At 72.0% G+C, this 23946-nt stretch carries 11 protein-coding genes; 7 read left to right on the plus strand and 4 right to left on the minus strand.

Annotation, left to right across the window (positions count from 1 at the left end):
* Positions 1–14 precede the first annotated feature (14 nt).
* The 3 genes from EAO73_RS10305 to EAO73_RS10315 are packed head-to-tail and all read left to right on the plus strand — an operon-like array spanning position 15 to position 12108.
* Positions 15–10259, plus strand: coding sequence for a non-ribosomal peptide synthetase (locus EAO73_RS10305; RefSeq protein ID WP_147971079.1), 10245 nt, complete (start codon positions 15–17; stop codon positions 10257–10259).
* 50 nt (positions 10260–10309) lie between these two features.
* Positions 10310–11317 (plus strand): ATP-binding cassette domain-containing protein, encoded by a 1008-nt coding sequence (locus tag EAO73_RS10310; RefSeq protein ID WP_147971080.1) that lies wholly within the window; start codon positions 10310–10312, stop codon positions 11315–11317.
* A complete protein-coding gene (locus EAO73_RS10315; RefSeq protein ID WP_147971081.1) occupies positions 11314–12108 on the plus strand; it encodes an ABC transporter permease in 795 nt (264 codons plus the stop codon). The genes EAO73_RS10310 and EAO73_RS10315 overlap by 4 nt, the downstream gene beginning before the upstream one ends.
* Positions 12109–12124: 16 nt before the next feature.
* Here EAO73_RS10315 and EAO73_RS10320 read toward each other — a convergent pair whose 3' ends face one another.
* The 4 genes from EAO73_RS10320 to EAO73_RS10335 all read right to left on the minus strand — a co-directional run bounded on the left by EAO73_RS10320 (position 12125) and on the right by EAO73_RS10335 (position 17699).
* The gene (locus tag EAO73_RS10320; protein WP_147971082.1) at positions 12125–14068 is read right to left on the minus strand and encodes an ABC1 kinase family protein; all 1944 of its coding nucleotides are present in this window, start codon (positions 14066–14068) and stop codon (positions 12125–12127) included.
* Positions 14065–14610 (minus strand): hypothetical protein, encoded by a 546-nt coding sequence (locus EAO73_RS10325; protein ID WP_147971083.1) that lies wholly within the window; start codon positions 14608–14610, stop codon positions 14065–14067. The genes EAO73_RS10320 and EAO73_RS10325 overlap by 4 nt, the downstream gene beginning before the upstream one ends.
* Before the next feature lie 113 nt (positions 14611–14723).
* Positions 14724–16889: an MMPL family transporter gene (locus tag EAO73_RS10330; protein ID WP_147971084.1), complete on the minus strand. Its 2166-nt coding sequence runs from the start codon at positions 16887–16889 to the stop codon at positions 14724–14726.
* 129 nt (positions 16890–17018) lie between these two features.
* On the minus strand, positions 17019–17699 hold the full coding sequence (locus tag EAO73_RS10335) for a hypothetical protein (RefSeq protein ID WP_224756223.1): 681 nt from the start codon (positions 17697–17699) through the stop codon (positions 17019–17021).
* Between the two features lie 240 nt (positions 17700–17939).
* On the opposite strand from EAO73_RS10335, the gene EAO73_RS10340 reads away from it, so the two are divergent.
* The 4 genes from EAO73_RS10340 to EAO73_RS10355 all read left to right on the plus strand — a co-directional run bounded on the left by EAO73_RS10340 (position 17940) and on the right by EAO73_RS10355 (position 23936).
* Positions 17940–18989 (plus strand): polyprenyl synthetase family protein, encoded by a 1050-nt coding sequence (locus EAO73_RS10340; RefSeq protein WP_224756224.1) that lies wholly within the window; start codon positions 17940–17942, stop codon positions 18987–18989.
* A 47-nt stretch (positions 18990–19036) separates the two neighbouring features.
* Positions 19037–20578 (plus strand): acyl-CoA carboxylase subunit beta, encoded by a 1542-nt coding sequence (locus EAO73_RS10345; protein ID WP_412074585.1) that lies wholly within the window; start codon positions 19037–19039, stop codon positions 20576–20578.
* An 8-nt stretch (positions 20579–20586) separates the two neighbouring features.
* Positions 20587–20805, plus strand: a complete 219-nt coding sequence (locus EAO73_RS10350; RefSeq protein WP_147971087.1) for an acyl-CoA carboxylase epsilon subunit — start codon at positions 20587–20589, stop codon at positions 20803–20805.
* 143 nt (positions 20806–20948) lie between these two features.
* The gene (locus EAO73_RS10355) at positions 20949–23936 is read left to right on the plus strand and encodes an AfsR/SARP family transcriptional regulator (protein ID WP_147971088.1); all 2988 of its coding nucleotides are present in this window, start codon (positions 20949–20951) and stop codon (positions 23934–23936) included.
* Positions 23937–23946 lie beyond the last annotated feature (10 nt).

Raw genomic sequence — 23946 nt, forward strand, 5'->3', positions numbered from 1 at the left:
TGGAGAGAAGCGAAATGACTACGTCCAAGCCGCGGCTCGAGGGCATCCTCCCGCTCTCCCCGCTCCAGCACGGCCTCCTGTTCCACGCGCAGTACGACACGCAGGGCCCCGACGCCTACACCACGCAGTTCACCCTGGACATCGAAGGCGGAATCGACGCCGAGTCCCTGCGCGCGGCGTGCGCCGCCGTGCTGCGCCGGCACTCCGTGCTGCGTGCCGCCTTCCGCCACCGCAAGAACGGCGAACCGGTCCAGCTCATCCCGGTCCAGGCCGAACCCGACTGGACCCGCGCCGACCTGTCGGGGCTGCCGGCCGCCGACCGGGCCGCCGAGGCCGACCGGCTGGTGGCCGAGGACCGGGCCCGGCGCTTCGACCTGGCCCGGCCCCCGCTCGTCCGGTTCACCCTGATCGACCTGGGGGAGGGGCGCCACCGCTTCCTGCTGACCGCGCACCACATCCTGCTCGACGGCTGGTCCCGGGCCCTGCTCATCGGTGAACTCTTCCAGCTGTACGGGCTGTTCGGCCGGGGCGAGGACGAGACGGCGCTGCCGCCCGTCGCCCCGTACCGCGACTATCTCGCCTGGGTCGCCGCGCAGGACCGTACGGCCGCCGAGACCGCCTGGCGGCAGGTGCTGGACGGGCTGGACGAGCCGACCCTGCTCGCCGCCCCGGACATGGCGCGGGAGCCCATGGCCCCGGGGCAGGTCCGGGTGGAGCTGGGCGAGGCGGAGACCGCCGCGCTGGCACGGTGGGCGCGGCTGCGCGGGGTCACCGTCAACACCGTGGTGCAGGCCGCCTGGGCGATCGTGGTGGGTCAGCTGACCGGCCGTCAGGACGTGGTCTTCGGAGGTACGGTCTCGGGCCGTCCGCCGCAGGTCCCCGGCATCGAGTCCATGGTCGGGCTCTTCATCAACACCCTGCCCGTCCGCGTCCGGCTGGACCCCTCCGAGACCGTCGGCGCGCTCCTGGACCGGCTCCAGGACCAGCAGGCAGGTCTCATGGACCACCAGTACCTCGGCCTCTCCGACATCCAGCGGCTGACCCCGGTCGGCGGCGAACTCTTCGACACCCTCCTCGTCTTCGAGAACTACCCGGTGGACACCGAGGGCCTGCGCACCTCCGCCGACGGCCTCGGCGTCGTCGACGGCCGCAGCCACGAGGGCACCCACTACCCGCTCGGCCTCATGGTCCACGTGGGCACCACCCTCGCCATCGAGCTGAGCCACCGCCCCGACGTACTGGAGCACGCCGAGGCCCGTGCCATCGGCGACCGCGTGCTGCGGCTGCTCGCCTCCCTCGCCGGGTCCGAGGACACCCCCGTCGGACGCCTCGACCTCCTCGCCCCCGAGGACCGCGCGCTGGTCCTGGGCACCTGGAACGACACCGCCCACGCCACCGCACCGGTCACGTTGCCCGCCCTGTTCCGGCGGGCCGCCGACCGCCACCCGGACGCGACCGCCGTCCAGCACGGCGACACCCGTCTCTCGTACGCCGCGCTCGACGCCCGCGCCAACCGCGTCGCCCGGCTCCTGATCGCACACGGTGCCGGCCCCGAGCAGACCGTCGCCCTGGCACTTCCCCGGTCCGCCGACCAGATCGTGGCGCTCTGGGCGGTCCTCAAGGCGGGCGCCGCCTATCTGCCCGTCGATCCCGAGTACCCCGCCGACCGCATCGCCCACATGCTGACCGACGCCCGGCCGGTCCTCGTCCTCACCGACAGCGCCACCTCGCCCCGGATCACCGCCGCCGTACCCGGCGACGCACTCCCGCTCCTGGTGCTCGACACCGATGACACGGCCGAGCGGATCGCCGCCGCCGCCGCGGACACCGACCCGGCCGACGGCGACCGCACGGCCCCGCTCACCCCCCTCGCACCCGCGTACGTCATCTACACCTCCGGCTCGACGGGACGGCCCAAGGGCGTGGCGATGCCCGGCGGGGCCCTCGCCAACCTCGTCGCCTGGCACGAGGACGTGCTTCCCGGCGGCCCCGGTGTGCGCACCGCGCAGTTCACCGCCATCAGCTTCGACGTATCCGCCCAGGAGATCCTGTCCGCCACCCTGTCCGGACGCACCCTCGTCATCCCCGACGAGGACACCCGGCGCGACCCGGCCGCCCTGGTGCGCTGGCTCGACGAGCAGCGGATCGGCGAGGTGTACGCGCCCAACCTGGTCATCGACGCCCTCTGCGAGGAGGCCGCGGGACAGGGCCTCGAACTGCCGGCGCTGCGCCACCTCGCCCAGGCGGGCGAGGCCCTGGTGCCGACCAAGCGGATGCGCGACTTCCACCACGGCACCGGCCGCGTCCTGCACAACCACTACGGACCCACCGAGACCCACGTCGTCACCGCCGCCACCCTCCCCGCCGAGCCCGGCGACTGGCCCGCCCGGCCCACCATCGGCCGCCCGGTCCACAACACCCGCGCCTACGTCCTGGACAGCGCGCTGCGCCCGGTTCCGCCCGGGGTGCCCGGCGAGCTGTATCTCGCGGGAGCGGGCCTCGCACGCGGCTACCTGAACCGGCCGGCGCTGACCGCCGAACGCTTCGTCGCCGACCCGTACGGCCCCACCGGCACCCGTATGTACCGCACCGGCGACGTGGTCTCCTGGACCGGCGAAGGCGAACTGGACTACCTGGGCCGCAGCGACCACCAGGTCAAGATCCGCGGCTTCCGCATCGAACTCGGCGAGATCGAGGCGGCCCTCACCACCCACCCCGCCGTCGCCCAGGCCGTCGTCATCGCCCGGGAGGACAGGCCGGGCATCAGCACGCTCGCCGCCTACATCGTGCCGGAGACCGGCGACCCGGCACCCGGCGCCGACGACCTCCGCGCCCACCTCGACGGCAGGCTGCCCGGCTACATGGTGCCCTCCGCCTTCGTCGCCCTCGACGCGCTCCCGCTCACCCCCAACCGGAAGCTGGACCGTCGCGCCCTGCCGGTGCCCGACGGCGCCGCCCCGTCCGGACGCGCCCCGCGCACCGCCCACGAGGCACGGCTGTGCGCCCTCTTCGCGGACGTCCTCGGGCTGGAGCAGGTCTCCGTCGACGACAGCTTCTTCGACCTCGGCGGACACTCCCTGCTCGCCACCCGGCTCGTCAGCCGGGTGCGTACGGCCTTCGGCGCGGAGATCGCGGTCCGTACCCTCTTCGAAGCGCCCACGGTCGCGGCCCTCGCCGACCGCCTCGGCACCGCCGGCCGGGCCCGCGCGGCACTCGTCGCCGCACCGCGCCCCACCGAGATCCCCCTGTCACCCGCCCAGCGACGCCTGTGGTTCCTCGGCCGGTTCGAGGACGCGGGCGGCAACTACAACCTGCCGCTGGCCGTACGGCTCTCCGGCGAACTGCGCGTCGAGCCGCTGCGCCAGGCGCTCGCCGACGTGGTGACCCGCCACGAGAGCCTGCGCACCGTCTTCCCGGAGACCGACGGCAACCCCCGGCAGGTGATCCTCGACCCCGCGCAGGCCGTCCCCGCCCTGCCCGTGATCGGCGTCGACGACGGCGACCTGGAACAGGCGCTCGCGGCCGCCGCCGGCAGGGAGTTCGACCTCACCGCCGAACCGCCCCTGCGCACCCGCCTGTTCGCGCTGGGCGGCACCGAGTACGTCCTGCTGCTCGTCGTCCACCACATCGCGGGCGACGGCTGGTCCATGGCCCCGCTCGCCCGCGACCTCGGCGAGGCGTACCGCGCCAGGTGCGAGGGCCGCGCCCCCGCGTGGGAGCCGTTGCCCGTCCAGTACGCCGACTACACCCTGTGGCAGCGCGAGGTGCTCGGCGACGAGAACCGCCCCGACAGCGAGCTGGCCCGGCAGATCGGCTACTGGAGCACCGCGCTCGCCGGCATCCCCGAGGAACTGGCCCTCCCCACCGACCGCCCGCGCCCTGCCGAGATGAGCTACCGGGGCGACACCGTCGAACTCCAGGTCCCCGCCGACGTCCACCAGCGGCTCGCCGGACTCGCCCGCGAACGCCGCGCGAGCGTCTTCATGGTGATGCAGTCGGTGTTGGCCGCGCTGCTGAACCGGCTGGGCGCCGGTACCGACATCCCGATCGGCTCGCCGGTCGCGGGCCGCACCGACGGAGCGCTGGACGATCTGGTCGGGTTCTTCGTGAACACGCTGGTGCTGCGGACTGACGTGTCGGGCGACCCGACCTTCCGTGAACTCCTGGACCGGGTACGGGAAACCGACCTGGCTGCGTACGCCAACCAGGACGTGCCGTTCGAGCGCCTGGTGGAGGTGCTGAACCCCGAGCGCTCCATGGCCCGCCACCCGCTCTTCCAGGTGATGCTGTCCTTCCAGAACAACGCGGAGGCCACCCTCGACCTCGGCGGGCCGCGGGCCACCGGGCGCGCCGTCGGCTGGAAGACCTCCAACTTCGACCTCTCGCTCGTCCTGGAGGAGCGGTTCGGCGACGACGGCGCCCCCGCCGGCATCGGCGGCGGCATCGAATTCGCCACGGACCTCTTCGACCCGGAGACCGCCCGGGACCTGGCGGACCGCTTCGTACGGCTGGCCGGCGAGCTGGCCGGCGACCCCGACCGCAGGCTGTCGTCCGTCGACGTCCTGACGGCCGAGGAACGCCACCGCATCCTCGTCGACTGGAACGACACCGCGCGCACCTACCCGACGGGCACCCTCCCCGGCCTCTTCGAGGAGCAGACCGCGCGCACCCCCGACGCCATCGCCCTGGTCTTCCAGGACACCCGGCTCACCTATGCCGCACTCAACGCCTGGGCCAACCGGCTGGCCCGCCGGCTCGTCGCTCTCGGCGCGGGGGCCGAGCAGCCCGTCGCCGTACGGCTGCCCCGCTCGGCCGAACACGTCGTGGCCCTGCTCGCCGTGATGAAGGCGGGTGCCGTCTACGTCCCGGTCGACCCGGACTACCCCGACGACCGCATCGCCCACATGCTCGACGACGCCCGCCCGGTGCTGGAACTCACCGACCCCGCCGCACTGCACGACATCGACCCCGGGACCCCGGCGGACAACCTCACCGACGACGAACGCGGCGGCGCGCCCCGCCCGGACAACGCGGCCTACATCATCTACACCTCGGGCTCCACCGGCCGCCCCAAGGGCGTCACCGTCCAGCACCGCAGCTTCGTGAACCTCTTCCACGACCACTTCGGGCGGCTCTACGCACCGGAGATCGCAGCGGCGGGCGACCGCCGGCTGCGCGCCGCGCTGGTCTCGTCGTTCTCCTTCGACGCCGCCTTCGACCCCCTGCTGTGGATGCTGGCCGGCCACGAACTGCACCTCATCGACGACGAGGCACGCCACGACGCCGCCGCACTCTTCGACTACGTCCAACGGGTGGGAGGCATCGACCACTTCGACACCACCCCCGCCCACTACCAGCAACTCCACGAACTCGGCCTGACCGCCGACGAGTCCCTGCGCCCGATGATCGTGAGCCTGGGCGCCGAGGCACTGGGCGAGACCCTGCGCCAGGAACTCCTGGGCGTCCCGGACCTCGTCACCCACAACCTGTACGGGCCCACCGAGACCACCGTCGACGCGCTCGGCCAGCGCATCGAGGAGGCCGAGCGGGTCCTCGTGGGGCGGCCGTTGGACAACTACCGGGCGTACATCCTCGACCCGTCCCTGCGGCCGGTCGCCCCCGGCGTGGCCGGCGAACTGTATCTGGCCGGCGCCGGACTGGCCCGCGGCTACCTGAACCGCCCGGACCTCACCTCCGTACGCTTCGTCGCGGACCCGCACGGCCCCGCCGGCACCCGGATGTACCGCACCGGCGACCTGGCCCGCTGGACCAGGGACGGCCGGATCGACTGCATCGGACGCCTCGACGACCAGGTCAAGATCCGCGGCTTCCGCATCGAACCCGGCGAGATCGAGACCGCGCTGGAGAGCCAGGAGGAGATCGCCCGCGCCGCCGTGATCGTCCGTGAGGACCGGCCCGGCATCAAGGAACTTGTCGCCTACACCGTCCCCGCCACCGGACGCGAGGTACCCGACGCGGACGAACTCAGCCTTCGCCTGGGCGGGCGGCTGCCCGACTACATGGTCCCGGCTGCCTTCGTCGCCCTCGACCGGCTGCCGGTCACGGTCAACGGGAAGCTCGACCGCCGTGCCCTCCCGGCACCCGGTCCGCGCACCCGGGCCGAGGGCCGGACACCCCGCACGGCCCAGGAGAAGGCCCTCTGCGACATCTTCGCCGAGGTGCTGGGCCTGGAGCGGGTCTCCATCGACGACGGCTTCTTCGACCTGGGCGGCCACTCGCTCCTGGCCACCCGGGTCGTGAGCCGTGTCCGCTCCCGGCTCGGCGCCGAACTCGCGGTCCGTACCCTGTTCGAGGCCCCGACCGCCGTGGCGCTCGCGGAACGCCTCGGTGACGCCGGCCGCGCCCGCCAGGCGCTCACCGTGCGCCCGCGCCCCGAGGAGATCCCTCTCTCGTCCGCGCAGCGCCGGCTCTGGTTCCTCAACCGCTTCGAGGGGCCCCGCGCCACCTACAACATGCCGATGGCGGTCCGCCTGACCGGCACCCTGGACCCGGCCGCGCTGGAAGCGGCACTCGGTGATGTCACGGCACGCCACGAGAGCCTGCGCACGATATTCCCCGACGTGGAGGGCCGTCCGTACCAGCTGATCCTGCCGGCGCACGAGGCGCGCCCGGTGCTGGAGACCACGCCCTTCGACCCCGGGCGCCTGGCCGCCGAGGTCGCCCGCGGCTTCGACATAGCCACGGAAACCCCGCTGCGGGCCGTCCTGTTCACCGTCTCCGACGACGAACACGTGCTGCTGGTCGTAGTGCACCACATCGCGGGCGACGGCTGGTCGATGGGCCCGCTGGCACGCGACCTGAGTGAGGCGTACGCGGCGCGTGCGGGGGGTGGCGCACCAGGCTTCGCGTCGTTGCCGGTGCAGTATGCCGACTACACGTTGTGGCAGCGGGATGTGCTGGGTGACGAGGGTGACCCGGTCAGTGAACTGTCGCGTCAGGTGGATTACTGGCGTGGGGTGTTGGCGGGGTTGCCGGAGGAGTTGGTGCTTCCGGTGGACCGGCCGCGTCCGGCGGAGATGAGTTACCGGGGCGACACCGTCCCCTTCCGCGTCTCCCGCGACACCCATGAGCGGTTGCAGGCCCTGGCCGCAGAAGTCGGCGGCAGTGTGTTCATGGTCGTCCAGGCCGCCGTCGCCACGCTGCTCTCACGGCTGGGCGCCGGCACCGACATCCCGGTGGGCACCGCGATCGCGGGCCGCACGGACGAGGCGCTGGACGATCTGGTCGGGTTCTTCGTGAACACGCTGGTGCTGCGTACGGACGTGTCGGGCGACCCGACGTTCCGGGAACTGGTGGAGCGGGTCCGGGAGACGGACCTCGCGGCCTACGCGAACCAGGATGTGCCGTTCGAGCGGCTGGTGGAGGTGCTGAACCCCGAGCGCTCCATGGCCCGCCATCCGCTCTTCCAGGTCATGTTGGCGTTCCAGAACACCGGGGAGGCCACGCTCGACCTCGACGGCCTGCGGATCGCCCCCGAGGAGATCAGCTTCGACGCCGCCAAGTTCGACCTGTCGTTCCAGTTCGCCGAGACGTCGGAGGGCATCGAGGGGAGCGTGGAGTTCGCGGTCGATCTGTTCGACCGGGTGTCGGTGGTGGGTGTGGTGGAGCGGTTGGTGCGGGTGTTGGAGGTGGTGGCTGCTGATCCGGGGGTGCGGGTTGGTGGTGTGGAGGTGCTGTCGGGTGCTGAGCGGGGTTTGGTGCTGGGGGAGTGGGCGTCGTCGGGGCGTGTGTGTGAGCCGGTGACGTTGCATGGCTTGTTCGAGCGGTGGGTGGAGCGGACGCCGGATGCGGTCGCGGTGACGGGCGACGGGGGTGTGGCCCTGTCGTATGCGGAGCTGGAGGTGCGGGCGAATCGGCTGGCGCATTGGCTGCGTGCTGAGGGGGTTGGTCCGGAGGGTGTGGTGGCGTTGGTGCTGCCGCGTTCGGTGGACATCGTCGTGGCGCAGTTGGCGGTACTGAAGGCGGGTGCGGCGTATCTGCCGGTGGACCCGGAGTATCCGCAGGACCGGATCGATTACATGCTCGCGGACGCGTCCCCGGTGCTGGTGTTGCGTGAACTTCCGTCCTTCGATGCAGAGTTGCAGGACGTCAAGCCCCATGTGGAGATCGACGTCGGTGGTGCGGCGTATGTGATCTATACGTCGGGTTCCACCGGGCGCCCCAAGGGTGTGGTCGTCTCACATCGGGGTATCGCCGGGTTTGCCGCAGGGCTGGTGGAGCAATGCGAAGCGGGCCCGGAGAGTCGGGTGTTGCAGTTCGCGTCCCCGAGCTTCGACGCGTCCGTGCTGGAGCTGGTGATGGCGTTCGGCTCGGGTGGTGCGTTGGTGGTTCCGCCGCCGGGTCCGCTGGCCGGGGATGTGCTGGCGAAGGTGCTCGTCGAGCGCGAGGTGTCGCACGCGCTGATCCCGCCGGCCGCGCTGGCGAGTGTTCCGGACGGGGAGTTCCCGCTGTTCCGGTCGCTGATCGTGGGCGGCGACGCCACTTCGGCCGAGCTGGTGGACCGGTGGGCGCCGGGCCGTCTGATGGTGAACGCCTACGGTCCGACGGAATCCACGGTGGCGGCGTCGATGTCCGGCCGCCTCGAAGCGGGTATGGGTGTGCCCCCGATCGGCGGACCCGTACCGGGCACCTCCACGTACGTCCTGGACGGCTCTCTGCGTCCGGTGGCACCCGGCGTGGCAGGTGAGTTGTACGTGGCCGGCTCCGGCCTCGCCCGTGGGTATCTGGGCCGTCCGGGCCTGACGGCCGAGCGGTTCGTGGCCGACCCGTTCGGTCCGGCGGGCTCGCGGATGTATCGCACGGGTGACGTGGTGCGCTGGTCCCGCAAGGGCGAGCTGGAATACCTCGGCCGTTCCGACGACCAGGTCAAGGTCCGAGGCTTCCGCATCGAGCTCGGTGAGATCGAAACGGTCCTCGCCCGTCACGAGAGCGTGGCCCGGGTCGCCGTCGTCGTCCGCGAGGACCGGCCCGGCATCAAGCGACTCGTCGCCTACGTCGTACCGGCCACCGGCGCTCTGGACACCACCGCCGTCCGGGCCCATGTGGCCGCCGCGCTGCCGGACTACATGGTGCCGTCCGCCTTTGTCTCCCTGGACGCCCTCCCGCTGACCGTCAACGGCAAGCTCGACCGTAAAGCGCTTCCCGCGCCCGGCCCCGAACTGCCCGACGCCGGGCGCGGACCCCGGTCCGCCCAGGAAGAGGTGCTCTGCGGGCTCTTCGCCGATGTGCTCAAGGTGGACCGGGTGGGCATCGACGACAGCTTCTTCGAGCTGGGCGGCGACAGCATCACGTCCATCCAGCTGGTCAGCCGGATCCGTTCGGTGCTGGGCGTCAAGCTGAGCAACCGGGGCATCTTCGAGACGCCGACCGTGGCGCAGCTGAGCGACAAGCTCGGCACCGGTGCGGACGGCGACGGCTTCGAAGTGCTGCTGCCGCTGCGTACCGGAGGCGACCGCGCGCCGCTCTTCTGCGTCCACGGCGCCGGCGGCCTCAGCTGGCCGTACGCGTCCCTGCTGAAGGCCGTCAGCGCCGAGTATCCGCTGTACGGGCTCCAGGCCCGGGGCCTCGACGCCAAGGAGCCGATCGCGACGAGCGTCGAGGAGATGGCGGCCGACTACGTCGAGCAGATCCGGCGGATCCAGCCCGCCGGGCCCTACCACCTCGTCGGCTGGTCCTTCGGCGCCCTGGTGGCGCACGAGATCGCCACCCTGCTGACCGGGGCGGGGGAAAGGGTCGCCCTCCTCGCGAACCTGGACCAGACACCGTACGACGCCTCGTGGGAGGACGACGACTACGCCCTGCCCACCGAGCGCGACGTACTGGAGACCCTGCTCGACTTCGTCGGCTACGACCTGGCGGAGCTGCCCGAAGGGCCCCTGGAGCACAAGCGGGTGATGGAGATCATCCGTGGCCGGGACAGTGCGCTCGGGAGCCTGGAGGAGGAGAACATCACCGCCTTCATGAAGGTCGGCATCAACAACCACGAGCTGAGCGCCCGGTACCGGCCCCGGGGCTTCGACGGCGAATTGCTGCTGTTCGTCTCCACCGTCGGTACCGACGACCCCGCCGGGAAGACGGCGGACTCCGTCGCCGCATGGCGTCCGCACGTGACGGGCGACATCACCACCCACCCGGTGCACGCGCACCACGGGCACCTGCTCCAGCCGGAACCCGCGGCGGAGATCGGCCGCGTCCTCCTGGAGCGACTGGCCGCACTGCACACGGCCCACGGCGCCTGAACACCCCACTTCCCGCTGTCCACGACAGCAGAACAGAAGGAGCGACCGCCATGGAAACGGCGATATCCGCAGAAGGTCTCCGTAAGCGCTACGGCGACCACCAGGCGCTGAGCGGCATCGATCTGGAGGTCCCCGCGGGGACGATCCTCGGTGTCCTCGGGCCCAACGGCGCGGGCAAGACCACCACCGTACGCATCCTCGCCACGCTCCTCGAACCCGACGAGGGGCGCGCCACCGTGGCCGGCTACGACCTGGCCACCCAGGCCCGCGAGGTGCGCGGCCACATCGGTCTGGCCGGCCAGTACGCGGCGGTGGACGAGCGGCTGACGGGGCGGGAGAACCTCCAGCTGATCGGGGTGCTCCTGCACCTCGGCCGGCGCGGCGCGAAGGCGCGCGCGCACGAACTGCTCGACCGGTTCGGGCTCCTGGACGCCGCAGACCGGCCGGCGAAGACGTACTCCGGCGGGATGCGCCGGCGTCTCGACCTCGCGGCGAGCCTGGTCGGCCGGCCGCCGGTGCTCTTCCTCGACGAACCGACGACCGGTCTCGATCTCACCAGCCGGATGACGCTCTGGCAGATGATCCGGGACCAGGTGGCCGAGGGTGTCACCGTGCTGCTGACCACGCAGTACCTGGAGGAGGCCGACCAGCTGGCCGACCGCATCGCGGTCATCGACCGGGGCACGGTGATAGCCGAGGGCACCCCCGACCAGCTCAAGCGCAAGGTCGGCGGTGAACGCCTTGAGGTGTCGGTGGCGTCCGTCGCCGATCTGGAGGCCGTCGCCCGCACCCTGGCGGAGATCTCGCCCGGCGAGCCGGTGACCGACCGCGGCGCCCGCACCGTCTCCGTGCCGCTGACCGGCGGTGTCGCCACGATCGCCGGGGCCGCGAGCGGCCTGCAACGGCTCGGCATCGAGCCCGAGGACTTCGCCGTACGCCGGTCCTCGCTCGACGACGTGTTCCTCGCCCTGACCGGCGAACAGGGCCGCACCGAGGCCGGTTCGGAGCCGGCCCCCGCCACGACATCGACCACGACCAAGGAGAAGCAGCCGGCATGACCGAGGCCATCAGCGATTCGTTCGCACTCGTGGGCCGCCAGATGCGGCACATCCGCCGGATGCCGGAACAGCTGATCGGTATCACCGTGATGCCGGTGGCGTTCGTCATCGTCTTCGGCTACCTCTTCGGCAGCGCCATGCAGGTGCCCGGGGACGGCGGCTACAAGGAATACATCATGGCCGGCATCTTCGCGCAGGTGATGCTCGCCAACATCACCACGACCGCGGTCGGCGTGGTCGGCGACCTGAACAACGGGCTCGTGGACCGGTTCCGCGCCCTGCCCATCTCCCGGTCCTCCGTGCTGGTGGGACGGACCGTGGCGGACGGCATGCTCGTCGCCTGGACCTGTGCCGTGATGGCCCTGGTCGGCTATCTCATCGGCTGGCGCGCGCACAACGGAGTGCTCCAGACCCTGGCCGGCTTCGGACTGCTCCTGCTGATGGGGTTCGCCATGTCGTGGCTGGGCGCCCTGCTCGGGCTCGTGCTGCGCAACGCGGAGACGGTGAGCGCGGTGTCCGGCGTCATCATGATGCCGCTCGCGTTCCTGTCCAACGCGTTCGTGCCGCTGGACGGGCTCCCGGGCTGGATGCGGGCCGTCGCCGAGTGGAACCCGGTCAGCGCGGTCGTCTCCGCGAGCCGGGACCTGTTCGGCAACGAACGCGGGCCGGCGAGCGGGGCGTTCCCCTCGGAGCACCCCGTCCCGGCGGCGCTGGGAGTGCTCGTCCTGCTGATCGTCGTGGTCGTGCCGCTCGCGGGACGCGCGTACCAGAAGGCGGCCGCCCAGCGCTGACGGCCGGTCCCGGACGTCAGCGCCGCGGGCTGATCATCATGAACAGCACCCGCAGCACCAGGACACAGCTGATGAGCAGGAGGTTGTAGCCGAACAGCTCGAAGAGCCCCAGTCCCTCGCTGATCCGGGGACCGCCGCCGGTACGCAGCAGCTGCACGCCGACCAGGCCTATCACTCCGCCCAGGAACGCCAGCAGCACGTCGTGCACCAGCGAACGCAGGAACCTGCGGTCCTCCGGGTCCTGGAACATCCGCACCCCGACCGTGAGCTGCCCGCCCTCGATGGCGCTGCCGATCCGTTCGATCCGGCGCGGCAGCCGGCGCAGCATCGGCACCATGGACAGCAGCTCCTCGGTCACCGAGCGCCCCAGCGTCTCGGGCCGCAGCTTCCGCAGATGCTGGGTGACGGCGAAGGAACGGGCCTGGCTGACGATGTCGAAGCCGGGGACCAGCCGCTCCAGGGAGCCTTCCATGGTGGCCAGGGCCCGGAACACGGCCGCTATCTCCGGCGGCACCGTGATCCCGTGCCGGGCCACGATCGTGAAGAGGTCGGCGAACATCTCCCGGTCCGGTTTGATCCCGGGCGCGAAGTGCCGGGCCAGGAAGCGCCCGAGGGCCCGTTCCAGCCTCCGTTCGTCGACCTGTTCGGGCCGGTCCACCAGCTCGATCAGCGCGTCGGAGAGGCCGGCGGGATCGCCTCGGTGCAGGGCGAGCAGCATCCCGCGCAGGGTGGAGCGCAGCGACCGGTCGATCCGTCCGACCGCGCCGAAGTCGAGCATGCCCAGGTGCCCGTCCGGGAGCAGCAGCAGGTTGCCGGGATGCGGGTCGGCGTGGAAGACCCCGCTGGTCATGATCTGCCCGAGCAGGCAGTCCAGCATCGCCTGGGCCAGTGCCTCCCGGTCCGGGCCGCCGTCGTCGAGGAGGTCCGCGACGCTGTGCAGCGGGACGCCCTCCATCCACTCGGTGACCAGGACCCGCCGGCTGGTGAGGTCGAGGTGGACCTCGGGGACCTTGATCACGGAGTCGCTGGTGGACTGTTCGATGGCGGCCGCCACCGACAGGGTGTTGCGGGCCTCGATACGGAAGTCCAGCTCCTCGTGCAGCGAGGTGGCGAACCCCTCGGCGAGCGCTTCGGCGCCCACGCTGCGGCCCCAGTCGGTGTGGTGCTCCAGCTTCGAGGCGAACCGGTACAGGATGTCCAGGTCGTCCGCGACGATCGCCCGCGCCGTCGCCCGCTGGACCTTGACCGCGACCTGCTCCCCGCTGTGCAGCCGGGCGCGGTGCACCTGGGCGATCGAACCGGCCGCGACCGGCTCGGGATCGAACTGGGCGAACACCTCGGCGGCCGGTGCGCCCAGTTCCTCGTGCAGCACCTGGGCCGTGGACTCCCAGGGCCCGGGGGTCGCCCGGTCCTGCAAGGTGCTGAGTTCGTCGATGAACTCCTGCGGCAGCAGGTCGTACCGGGTGGACATCACCTGGCCGAGCTTCACGAACGTCACCCCGGCCTCCTCCAGGGCGAGCCGCAGGGACGGTGCGAGGACGGCCCGTTCGGCGGGGGCGCGGCGGGACCCGCCGGTGAGGAAGCGCCCCAGCCCGTGCCGTACGAAGATCCGGCTCAGCCGCGCGTACCGCCGGGTCCGGGCGAACCGGCGGCGCACCGCCTTCGGGAAGCCCACCAGACCGCGCACGGTCCCGGACGGGATCAGCACCTCGGTCGCGGCCAGGAAGACCATGGCCACCAGCAGCGAGACACCGATCTCCAGGGTGAGCAGGGCGAGCGGCTGCACATCGCGCAGGGGTAACCCCACGAGGGTGCCGGCGGTCAGGCCGACGGCCGCGGTGAGCGCGGCACGGCCCTTGCCGATCTCGATGCCCAGCAGCCGCCGGGCGCCGGAGGCGAGTCCGGTGAGCAGCAGGGTGAGGGAGAGCGCGGCCAGGAGGACCAGGACCGCCGTGTTCATCGCTGACGCCTTCGCCGCAGGTAGTACGAGACGGTGACGACACCGAGCAGCGGGCCCCAGAGCAGCAGCGGCGCGTAGCACCAGCCCATCAGCGCGCGATGGGTGGCGTCGAGGCTGCCGCTGTCGACCTTGTCCCACACCAGGTACTGACTGATCGTCACCGCCGTCAGGATTACCGCGCCGAGAGCGGCGGGTACGACGGCTGCCCAGGTACGGACGGGCCGGCCCCCGATGAACGGCAGCCAACGCGGCGCGACGAGGCCCCAGTTACTGGTCAGGCCGAGCGTGAGCAGCGCCGCCACCTCCTGGAAGAGCGTGATCAGGGGCAGGACGAGATAGCCGCTGCCGGGCAGACCGTAGTCGTCGCGCAGGACCGCGTCGCTGTACCCGACCGGCACTCCGACGGTCATGGCCAGACGCCACAGCGAGGACGGCAGCGCGATCAGGGGGACGGCGTGGGCCGCCCAGCGGATCCACCGGGACGGGGGCGGAGTGGACAGCACCGCCGTGCGGCGGGGCTCGTCGGTGACTTCAGTGGTCATGTGCGTCAGACTGCCAATCTTCTTGTATGCGGCACAACGAGGCAAAGCCCGGCACCCCCGGACCGCCCTGGTGGACGGTGTCGGGGGTGCCGGGAATCCGGAGTGACGACCGGTCAAGTCGCGGACCTGGCAACGGCGTCCACGGGTTCGTGGGGCTCCGTGCCGTCCGGTCGCGCACCCTCGCCGGCGGAGGGGTTCCGGCCGCCCGGCCACCAGGCGCGGCGGCCCAGCAGGGTCGTCACGGCAGGCACCAGCAGCAGGGCCATGACGAAGGCGGTCAGCAGGATGCCGAACGCCACGGCGAAGCCCATCTGCTGGAGCATGCTGTTCTCGGCCAGCAGGAGCACGCCGAAGGTCCCGGCGAGGATGAAGGCCGCCGCCCCGACGGTGGAGGCGGTACGGGTGACCGCCTCGCGCACGGCCTCCGCCGGACTCCGGCCGCGCCCGGTCTCCTCGCGGAGCCGCGCCACCATGAGGATGTTGTAGTCGGTGCCGATGGCGACGACGAAGAGGTACACGATCACCGGCAGGGTGAACAGCAGGCCCTGCTCACCCCTGATGTCCTGGAACAGCCACACCGTGGAACCGAGTGTCGCCCCGAAGCCGAGGCCCACCGCGAGCATCAGGTACCAGGGCGCCACGACGCTGCGCAGCAGCAGCCCGAGGATGACCATGATCGCGATCCCGGCGACCGGGAAGACCACCGAGTAGTCGCGGTTCGTGGCGTGCTGGATGTCGGCGAGGAGCGCCGAGGTGCCGCCGACGAGCGCCCTGCTGCCGTCCGGAGCCGCCCGGTGCGCCGTGTCGCGCAGCGGCCCCGCGGCCAGCTCGATGGCCCGGTCGCTCGCGGGCTTCACCTTGAGCACCACACCGAACTGGGCGACGTCGCCCTTCGGGCTGACCACGGCGGGGGAGACCTCCCCGAATCCGGCCGCCGCCAGTTGCCGCCGGTAGGTGTCCAGGTCGGCCCGGTCCAGCCGGCCGCCGTCCTCCGATTCGAGGAGCACCCAGCTGGGGTCGGTCTGCCCGGCGGCGAAACCGCGCTGCATGTCCTGGCCCGCGCGCACGGACTCCAGGTCCTTGGGCAGGGAACTCTCGCTGTCGAAAGCCGGGTTGAAGCTGAACACGCCGACGGCCAGGGCCGCCAGCAGCCCGCCCGAGAGTGCGGCGACAAGACCCGGACGCCGTGCGGTGAGCGCACCGGCACGGGCCGCGAAACGGTGCCGGGGCCGGGTGCGCCAGGGCTTCGACGGCCAGAACGCCTTGCGTCCGAGCATCGAGAAGACCGCGGGGACCAGCGTCAGCGCGGCGGCCAGCGTGACCGCCACCGAGATCGCCAGGGCGGGGCCCATGGCGCGCAGCATCCCGAGGCTGGACAGCAGGAGGGCGAGGAAGGCGACGATCACCGCGCCGGCCGCCGAGGCGATGGTCTCGCCGACCCGGCCCACGGCCTCGCTCATGGCGGGCCTCGGATCGTGGCCCTCCCGCAGCAGCTCCCGGTACCGGAACAGCAGGAAGAGGATGTAGTCGGTCCCGACGCCGAACAGGACGACGATCAGGATGGCGGTGATCGAGCTGTCGGCCTGCAGTCCGCCGGCCTCCACGGCGGTGGAGATCAGCCCGGTCGCGACCACGAACGTGAGCCCGATGATCAGGACGGGAAGGATGGCGATCAGCGGGCTGCGGAAGATGATCAGCAGCAGGACGATGATCAGCAGCAGGGTCGCCTGCATGATCATGGCGTCGGTGTCGCCGGCCGACTCCTGCGAGTCCAGCGCGGTGGCGGCGGGGCCCGTGGTGCCCGCCTTCAGCTCCGTCCCGGTCAGCAGCTTCTTGAGGGCCGCCCGGATGTCCTTCACGGACTCGGTCACGCCGGTGTCGTACGGGTCGTCGACCGTGGCGACGATCCCGGCCAGGGCGATCCGGCCGTTGGGCGAGACCGAACCTGCGTCCGCCTTCACGGACTTGATCCGGTCGAACCGTCTGTCCCGGAGCCCCGACACCACCTCGCGCAGGTCGGCCCGGTCGGCGGCGGTCAGCTTGCCCTCGTCGGACCGCTGGAACACCACCACCGCAGCCGGTGTCTCCTGCTGCGGGAACACCTTCTCCTGAAGGCGGCCGACCTGCACGGATTCGTACGAGGAGGGCAGGAAGTCCGCCTGGTCGCTGGTGGGCTTCAGCTGTGGGGCGGCGAAGCCCAGCGCCACCGCGACGACGATCCAGGCGAGGATGGTGAGCCAGGGGCGGCGAACGGCCAGCCGCCCGATCCCTCCGAACATGGGACTCCTTCTGCGGATTTCTGGTGGGGGAGAGTCTTCTGCGCGAGTGTAGGGAGACCGCACCCGTAAATCCCGTGGGATGTCAGGTTGCTGCCAGACCCTCCGCGCCTCTCCTCGTCGGGCCGGTTCTCAGGAGCAGCCGCGCCGCAGATTCCAGCCGACGAAGGTGTGCCGCAGATCCACCTCGAAACGGCAGGACGCCGTACCGTCCGCATTCAGGTCCACAAAGGACCGGTGCTCGTTCGCGTACCAGTCGCCGGTCGCGTCGAAAATTCCCTTGTACGAGAACGCGGCACGGGCCTCGTTGTGCGAGACGGTGCAGTCGCTGACGCAATCGGCCGTCTTTTCCGACGACTCCAGCGACCAGCCCGCGTCCCAGGGTTCACGGTTCCATTCCTGCCGTGCCGTGGTGGACGCGGTGACGACACGACTCCCGTCGGTCTCCCAGGACGACGTCGTGTAGAGGCCGGTCATGCGGATGTTGCAGCAGTCGTACATCTCGGACCAGCTCTCCAGCTGCCGGACACCGGCCGCCGGGGCCGCCGCCCGCGCGGCCGTCTTCCCGGTGGCGGGCACCAGCCGGGCGGGGCCCAGGTGAGGTGCGCAGTCGGTGCCTATGGTGACCTGCTGCTCCACGGCCATGCCGGGCGGCGGGGCGGGCAGGGAACCCGAGAGGCGCACCGCGGCGCATTCCTGACCGGACCCGTCCGCCGCCTGTCCCGTGCCCCCGGCGGCAGCCGTGGCCGGCACCGCCGACAGGGAGACCAGCCCGGCCGCCGCCACCGCGGTCATGATGAATCGGATACGCAATTCCTCGCCCTTTCCCGGCAATCCCAGTGATGTGCACGAGAGCGTAACCGCGCCTTTCGGGGTACGGGACAGCGCCGGCGGATGTGGCAGGAAGCTGACAATGCACTTCCGCCCGGGGTATCGCGCACCCCGTGTCACCTTCATGTCATTTCCCTTGCCGGGGTGGGGTGGGCGGGACACGGTGAAGGCGATATTCGCCGCACAACACCGTCACCACCGGTGCGACCGAGGGGTTTCCTCGTGAACGCAAAACTGATGTACGAGGCTCCGATATCCGTGCCGTGTGCGTCGTCCGGAATTCTCGGGCGACTCGGTCTGGGCGAACCGGAGTTCGAGTCCGCGATGAATGAGGCGCTGGCCGCCACGGAGAAAGAGCTCCAGGACTGCGTCCACGACGCCCCCGAGCCGAGGATCGCCGCGCTCACCGGCCATCTGGCGGCAGCCGGCGGAAAGCGGCTCCGCCCGCTGCTGGTCCTGCTCGGTGCCGAGTTCGGCGACCCCTGGCGGGACGGCGTCGGCCGGGCCGCCGTCATCGCGGAACTGGTACACCTCTCCTCGCTCCACCACGACGACGTCATGGACGGGGCCGCCACCCGGCACGGAGTGGCGAGCGCCAACGCACGCTGGGGCGACCGGACCGCCGTCCTCGGCGGCGACTGGCTCCTCGCCCGCGCCGCCCGGCTCGCCGCCGGACTCGCCCCCGGAGTGATCGAACTCAACGCCCGGACGGCGGCCCGGCTGGTGTCGGGACAGCTCGGCGAACTCACCGGCCCCGCCGACGGCGAGGACCTGGTGGCGCACTACTTCCACGTGGCGGGAGGCAAGACGGCCGCCCTGCTGGCCATGTCGCTCGGGCTCGGCGCCCTCCAGTCCGGCGCGCCCGCCCCGCACGTGGCAGCCCTGACCGAGTACGGGGAACAGCTCGGCATCGCCTTCCAGATCGCCGACGACCTGCTCGACCTGGCCTCCCCGGCCGCCCTGACCGGAAAACCGCAGGGCATGGACCTGCTGGCCGGTGTGGACAGCCTGCCCGTCCTGCTGGCACGGGCGGGCGACGACCCGGCCGACGCCGAGCTGCGCGCGCTGCTCTCCGACGACGCTCCGCTCACGCCCGCCGGCCACCACCGCGCCCTGGAGCTGTTCCGCCGCTCACCGGCGACGGCGCAGGCCGAGGCGCTGATGCGGGGACGGCTGACCCACGCCCGCGCCTGCCTCGCCGGGCTGCCGCCGCTTCCCGCCCGCACCGCCCTCACCGCCCTCTGCGACTACGTCGCCCGCGGGACCGCCTGAACCGGACCGCGAAAAGGGGCTGACACCCGAAGGAGTTGGTCATGTCGATGCATGAGCGGATCGGCGAGCTGACGCGCATCCGTCAGGAGGCCGTCGAGGGCGCCCCCGCGGCGACCGAGGCGCAGCACGCGAAGGGCAAGCTGACGGCCCGGGAGCGCATAGAACTGCTCTTCGATCCGGGTTCGTTCAGTGAAGTGGAGCAGTTGCGCCGGCACCGGGCGACGGGTTTCGGTCTGGAGGCGAAGAAGCCGTACACGGACGGTGTGATCACGGGCTGGGGCACGGTCGAGGGCCGGACGGTCTTCGTGTACGCGCACGACTTCCGGATCTTCGGCGGGGCGCTGGGTGAGGCGCACGCGACGAAGATCCACAAGATCATGGACATGGCCATCTCGGCCGGTGCGCCGCTGGTGTCCCTGAACGACGGCGCCGGCGCCCGTATCCAGGAGGGCGTCTCGGCCCTCGCCGGCTACGGCGGGATCTTCCAGCGCAACACCCGTGCCTCCGGTGTCATCCCGCAGATCAGCGTGATGCTCGGCCCGTGCGCGGGCGGCGCGGCCTACAGCCCCGCCCTCACCGACTTCGTGTTCATGGTCCGCGAGACCTCGCAGATGTTCATCACCGGACCCGACGTCGTCAAGGCGGTCACGGGCGAGGAGATCACGCAGAACGGTCTGGGCGGCGCCGACGTCCACGCGGGTACTTCAGGCGTGGCGCACTTCGCGTACGACGACGAGGAGACCTGCATCGCCGAGGTCCGCTACCTGCTCTCCATGCTCCCGCAGAACAACCGCGAGAACCCGCCCTTCTCGGAGAGCGACGACCCCGCCGGCCGGCGGTGCGAGGCCCTGCGCGACCTGGTCCCGCTGGACGGCAGCCGTCCGTACGACATGCGGCGGGTCATCGAGGAACTGGTCGACGACGGCGAGTACATGGAGGTCCACGAGCGCTGGGCCACCAGCGTCCTCACCGCCCTCGCGCGCCTCGACGGCCGGGTCGTGGGCCTGGTCGCCAGCCAGCCGCAGGCGCTCGCGGGCGTGCTCGACATCCACTCCTCGGAGAAGGCCGCCCGCTTCGTGCAGCTCTGCGACGCCTTCAACATCCCGCTCGTCACGCTGGTGGACGTCCCTGGCTTCCTGCCCGGTGTGGACCAGGAGCACGGCGGGATCATCCGGCACGGGGCGAAGCTGCTGTACGCGTACTGCAACGCCACCGTGCCCCGTATCCAGGTCATCCTGCGCAAGGCCTACGGCGGCGCGTACATCGTCATGGACTCCCGGTCCATCGGCGCCGACCTCTCGCTCGCCTGGCCGGCCAACGAGATCGCCGTGATGGGGGCCGAGGGCGCCGCCAACGTCGTCTTCCGCCGCCGCATCCGGGCCGCGAGCGACCCGGACGCGATGCGCCGCCAGCTGGTCAAGGAGTACAGGACCGAGCTGATGCACCCCTACTACGCGGCCGAGCGCGGCCTCGTCGACGACGTCATCGACCCCGCCGACACACGCGCCACCCTGGCCGCCGCGCTCGCCATGCTCGGCTCCAAGCACGCCTCGATGCCCACCCGGAAGCACGGCAACCCCCCTGTCTAGGAGGCACCATGTCAGCACCGGCACTCCAAGGGCCCCTCGGTACGGCCCTCTTCAAGGTGATCAGGGGCGCCCCCTCCCCGGAGGAACTGGCGGCCGTCACGGCCCTGCTCACCGCCCTGACCGCAGCCGGCCATGACGACCCCGGCCCCGTGCGCCGCGCCGCGCCGGCCGCCGTCTGGGACCGGCCCGACAGCTTTCCGCCCGCCTCCTGGATGGCCCGGCCCTGAGGTGACAACCGGCGCTCCGGGCCCGCGGCCTGGCAGTTTGCTGCCGCTGTCGTTGCCGGGGCCGGCGGCCCCCTGGTAATCAGTCCCCAAGCGGCGAACCCGGTCGTACAGGAACGGCTGCGGTCGGAATCAGGAGGCGGTTCGTGCTTCAGGTGGTGTTCCGAATCCTGGGGCCGCTGGACATCAGCGCCGACGGGCGGCCCGTCGTACTGCAGGGCGCCCGTCAGCGCACGATCATGTCGATGCTGCTCCTCGCCCCCAACCGTGTGGTCTCGGTCGACACCCTCGCCGACGCCGTCTGGCAGGGCCGCCCGCCCGCCACCGCGCGCAACCAGATCGCGATCTGCGTCTCCGCCCTGCGCAAGACCATCAAGAACGCGGTCGGGGTCGAGGACATCCTGGTCACCAGCCATCCCGGCTACATGCTCTTCGCCGGCGAACACCGCATCGACGCCGTCGAGTTCGAGGAGAGCGCCGCCCGGGGGCGGGAGGCCGCCCGCCGCGGCCGGTCCGAGGAGGCGTGTGCCCACTTCGAGGAGGCGCTCGCCATGTGGCGTGGCCCCGCACTCGAAGGCATCTCCGCCGAGCGCGTCGAGTCCGAGGCCGCCCAGCTGACCGAGATGCGGCTCGACGTGTACGAGGAGTACGCCGGACTCCGCCTCGCGCTCGGCCAGCACCGCGACATGACCGGCGAGCTGAGCGCGTTCGTCCGCGAACACCCGCTGCGCGAACAGGCCAAGGGGCACCTGATGCTGGCCCAGTACCGCTCGGGCCGCCGCGCCGAGGCCCTGGAGACCTACCGCGACGCCCAGCGGCTGCTCGCCGGCGAACTCGGCATCGACCCCGGCCCCGCGCTCCAGGAGCTGCACGAGGAGATCCTCGCCGACTCCCCGCGACTCGGCCTGCCCGCGGAGTCCGTCACCCTCGTCCCCCAGACGACCGTCCCCGCGCACCTGCCGCCCAGCGCCGCGTCGTTCACCGGACGCCACGCCGAACTCGCCTCACTGGACCGGCTCCTGGAACACCTCGACGGCGGCGCGCTCCCGGTCGGGTCCATCACCGGCACGGGCGGCGTCGGCAAGACCGCCCTCGCCGTGCACTGGGCCCACCAGGTCGCCGCGCGCTTCCCGGACGGGCAGCTCTTCGCGGACATGCGCGGCTACGACGGGTCCGAGGCGCCCCGCAGACCGGCCGCGGTGCTCGACAGGTTCCTGCGCGCCCTGGGCGTGCCCGGACCGCAGATCCCCGCCGACCAGAACGAACGCACCGCCCTCTTCCGGAGCGTGCTGGGCGGCCGCCGGGTCCTGATCGTCCTCGACAACGCCCGCTCCTTCCAGCAGATCCGCCCGCTGCTGCCCGGCACCGGACGCTGCTGCGTCCTGGTCACCAGCAGGGACACCATGGGCCGCGCGCTCGCCGGCGACTACGCCTTCGTACCGCTGCACCTCGGCGCCCTCGAACAGGACGAGTCCATCACCCTCCTGTCCCGGGTCGCCGGTGACGACCGCTTCGGCGTCGACCCCGTGGGCGCCGCCCGGCTCAGCGCGCTCTGCGACCGCCTTCCGCTGGCGCTGCGGATCGCGGCCGCACGGCTCGCCGCCAAGCCCCACTGGTCCGTACGGACCCTGGTGGCCCGGCTGGAGGACCAGCACCGCAGGCTCGACGAACTCAGCCTGGACGAGCGGGGTGTCCGGGCCGGGCTCAGGCTCAGCTACCGGGACCTGCCCGCCGACGCGGCCCGGATGTTCCGCCGGCTCGGGGTCCTCAACGTCCCGGACTTCTCCGCCTGGGCCGGAGCCGCGCTCCTCGACATCGACCCGGTCGACGCCGAGGACCTGATCGAGCTGCTGGTCGACGCGCAGCTCCTCGAACCGCTCAGCGCCACCACCGGCCACGTCCGCTACCGCTTCCAGGACCTGCTGCGGCTGTTCGCCCGCGAGTGCGCGCGGGAGGAGGACACCGAGGCCGAGCTGCGTGCGGCCGGCCGGCGCGCCTGGGGCGCCTGGCTCGCGCTGGCGGGCGAGGCGCACCGGCGGGTCTACGGCGGCGACTACACCGTCATCCACGGACCCGCGCCGCTCCACCGGCTCCCCGGCCATCTGGTGGACAGCCTGCTGGAGGACCCGATGGAGTGGTTCGAGACCGAACGCTCCTCGATCACCGGCCTGGTCGAACAGGCCGCCCGCGACGACGAGTCCGCCTACGCGTGGGACCTGGCGATGACGAGCGTGACGCTCTTCCAGAACCGCGACTACCTGGAGGACTGGCGGGACTGCGGCGAGCGGGCCCTGGAGGCCGCCACCCGGACCGGGGACACCCTCGGCCGGGCGGCGATGCTGCACTCCCTCGGGACGCTGGAGATCGTCGGGTGGGACCACGATTCGGCCCACCGGCGTCTCAGCCTGGCCCTGCGGCTGTTCGAGCAGCAGGGCCAGGATCAGGGACGCGCCCTCGTCCTGCGCAACCTGGCGCTCTGCGAACGCCATCGCGGGGACATGGACCGGGCCAGGGAGATGGCCCACCGCTCGCTGGAGATCTTCCGCGCGGTCGGTGACCACTACGCCGAGGCCCATGTGCTGGGCCTGCTGGCGCAGGTGGAGCTGGAACGGGGCGACCCGCAGGCGAGTCTGCGGCTGTCCTCCGAGGCGGTCGCCCGCAGCCGAGGGCTGGGCACCGAACGGGGAGAGGCGCAGAACACCGTCCGGCTGGCCGAGGCGCTGCTCCACCGGGGTGAGGGGGAGCGGGCCGAGGAAGCCTGCCGGCGCGCGCTGGAACTGGTGCGTGGCAGCGGTGACCGCCGTGGTGAGGCGCACACGCTGCGCACCCTGGGCGAGGCACTGTGGTGCCGGGGCAGGACGCAGGAGGCGGAGGCGGTCCTGCGGGACGCGCTGCTGACCTCGGGCAAGGTGCCCGACCGCTTCCTGGAGGCGCGGGCCGCGATCGTCCTCGGCTGTGTGCAGATCCTGCACACCGACCGGGCCGGGGCGGCCGGGAGTTTCAAGACGGCGCACGACCTCTTCGCCGAGGTCGGGGCGCCGGGCTGGCAGGACCGCTCGGCCCGGCTGCTGGCGGCGCTCGGCGACGGCGAGACCTGGGACTCGGACCGCCTGTTCGCGCTCGTACGTCCCTGAGCACCGCCGG

Source organism: Streptomyces sp. col6 (assembly GCF_008042035.1).
In the GTDB taxonomy this organism is placed as follows: domain Bacteria; phylum Actinomycetota; class Actinomycetes; order Streptomycetales; family Streptomycetaceae; genus Streptomyces.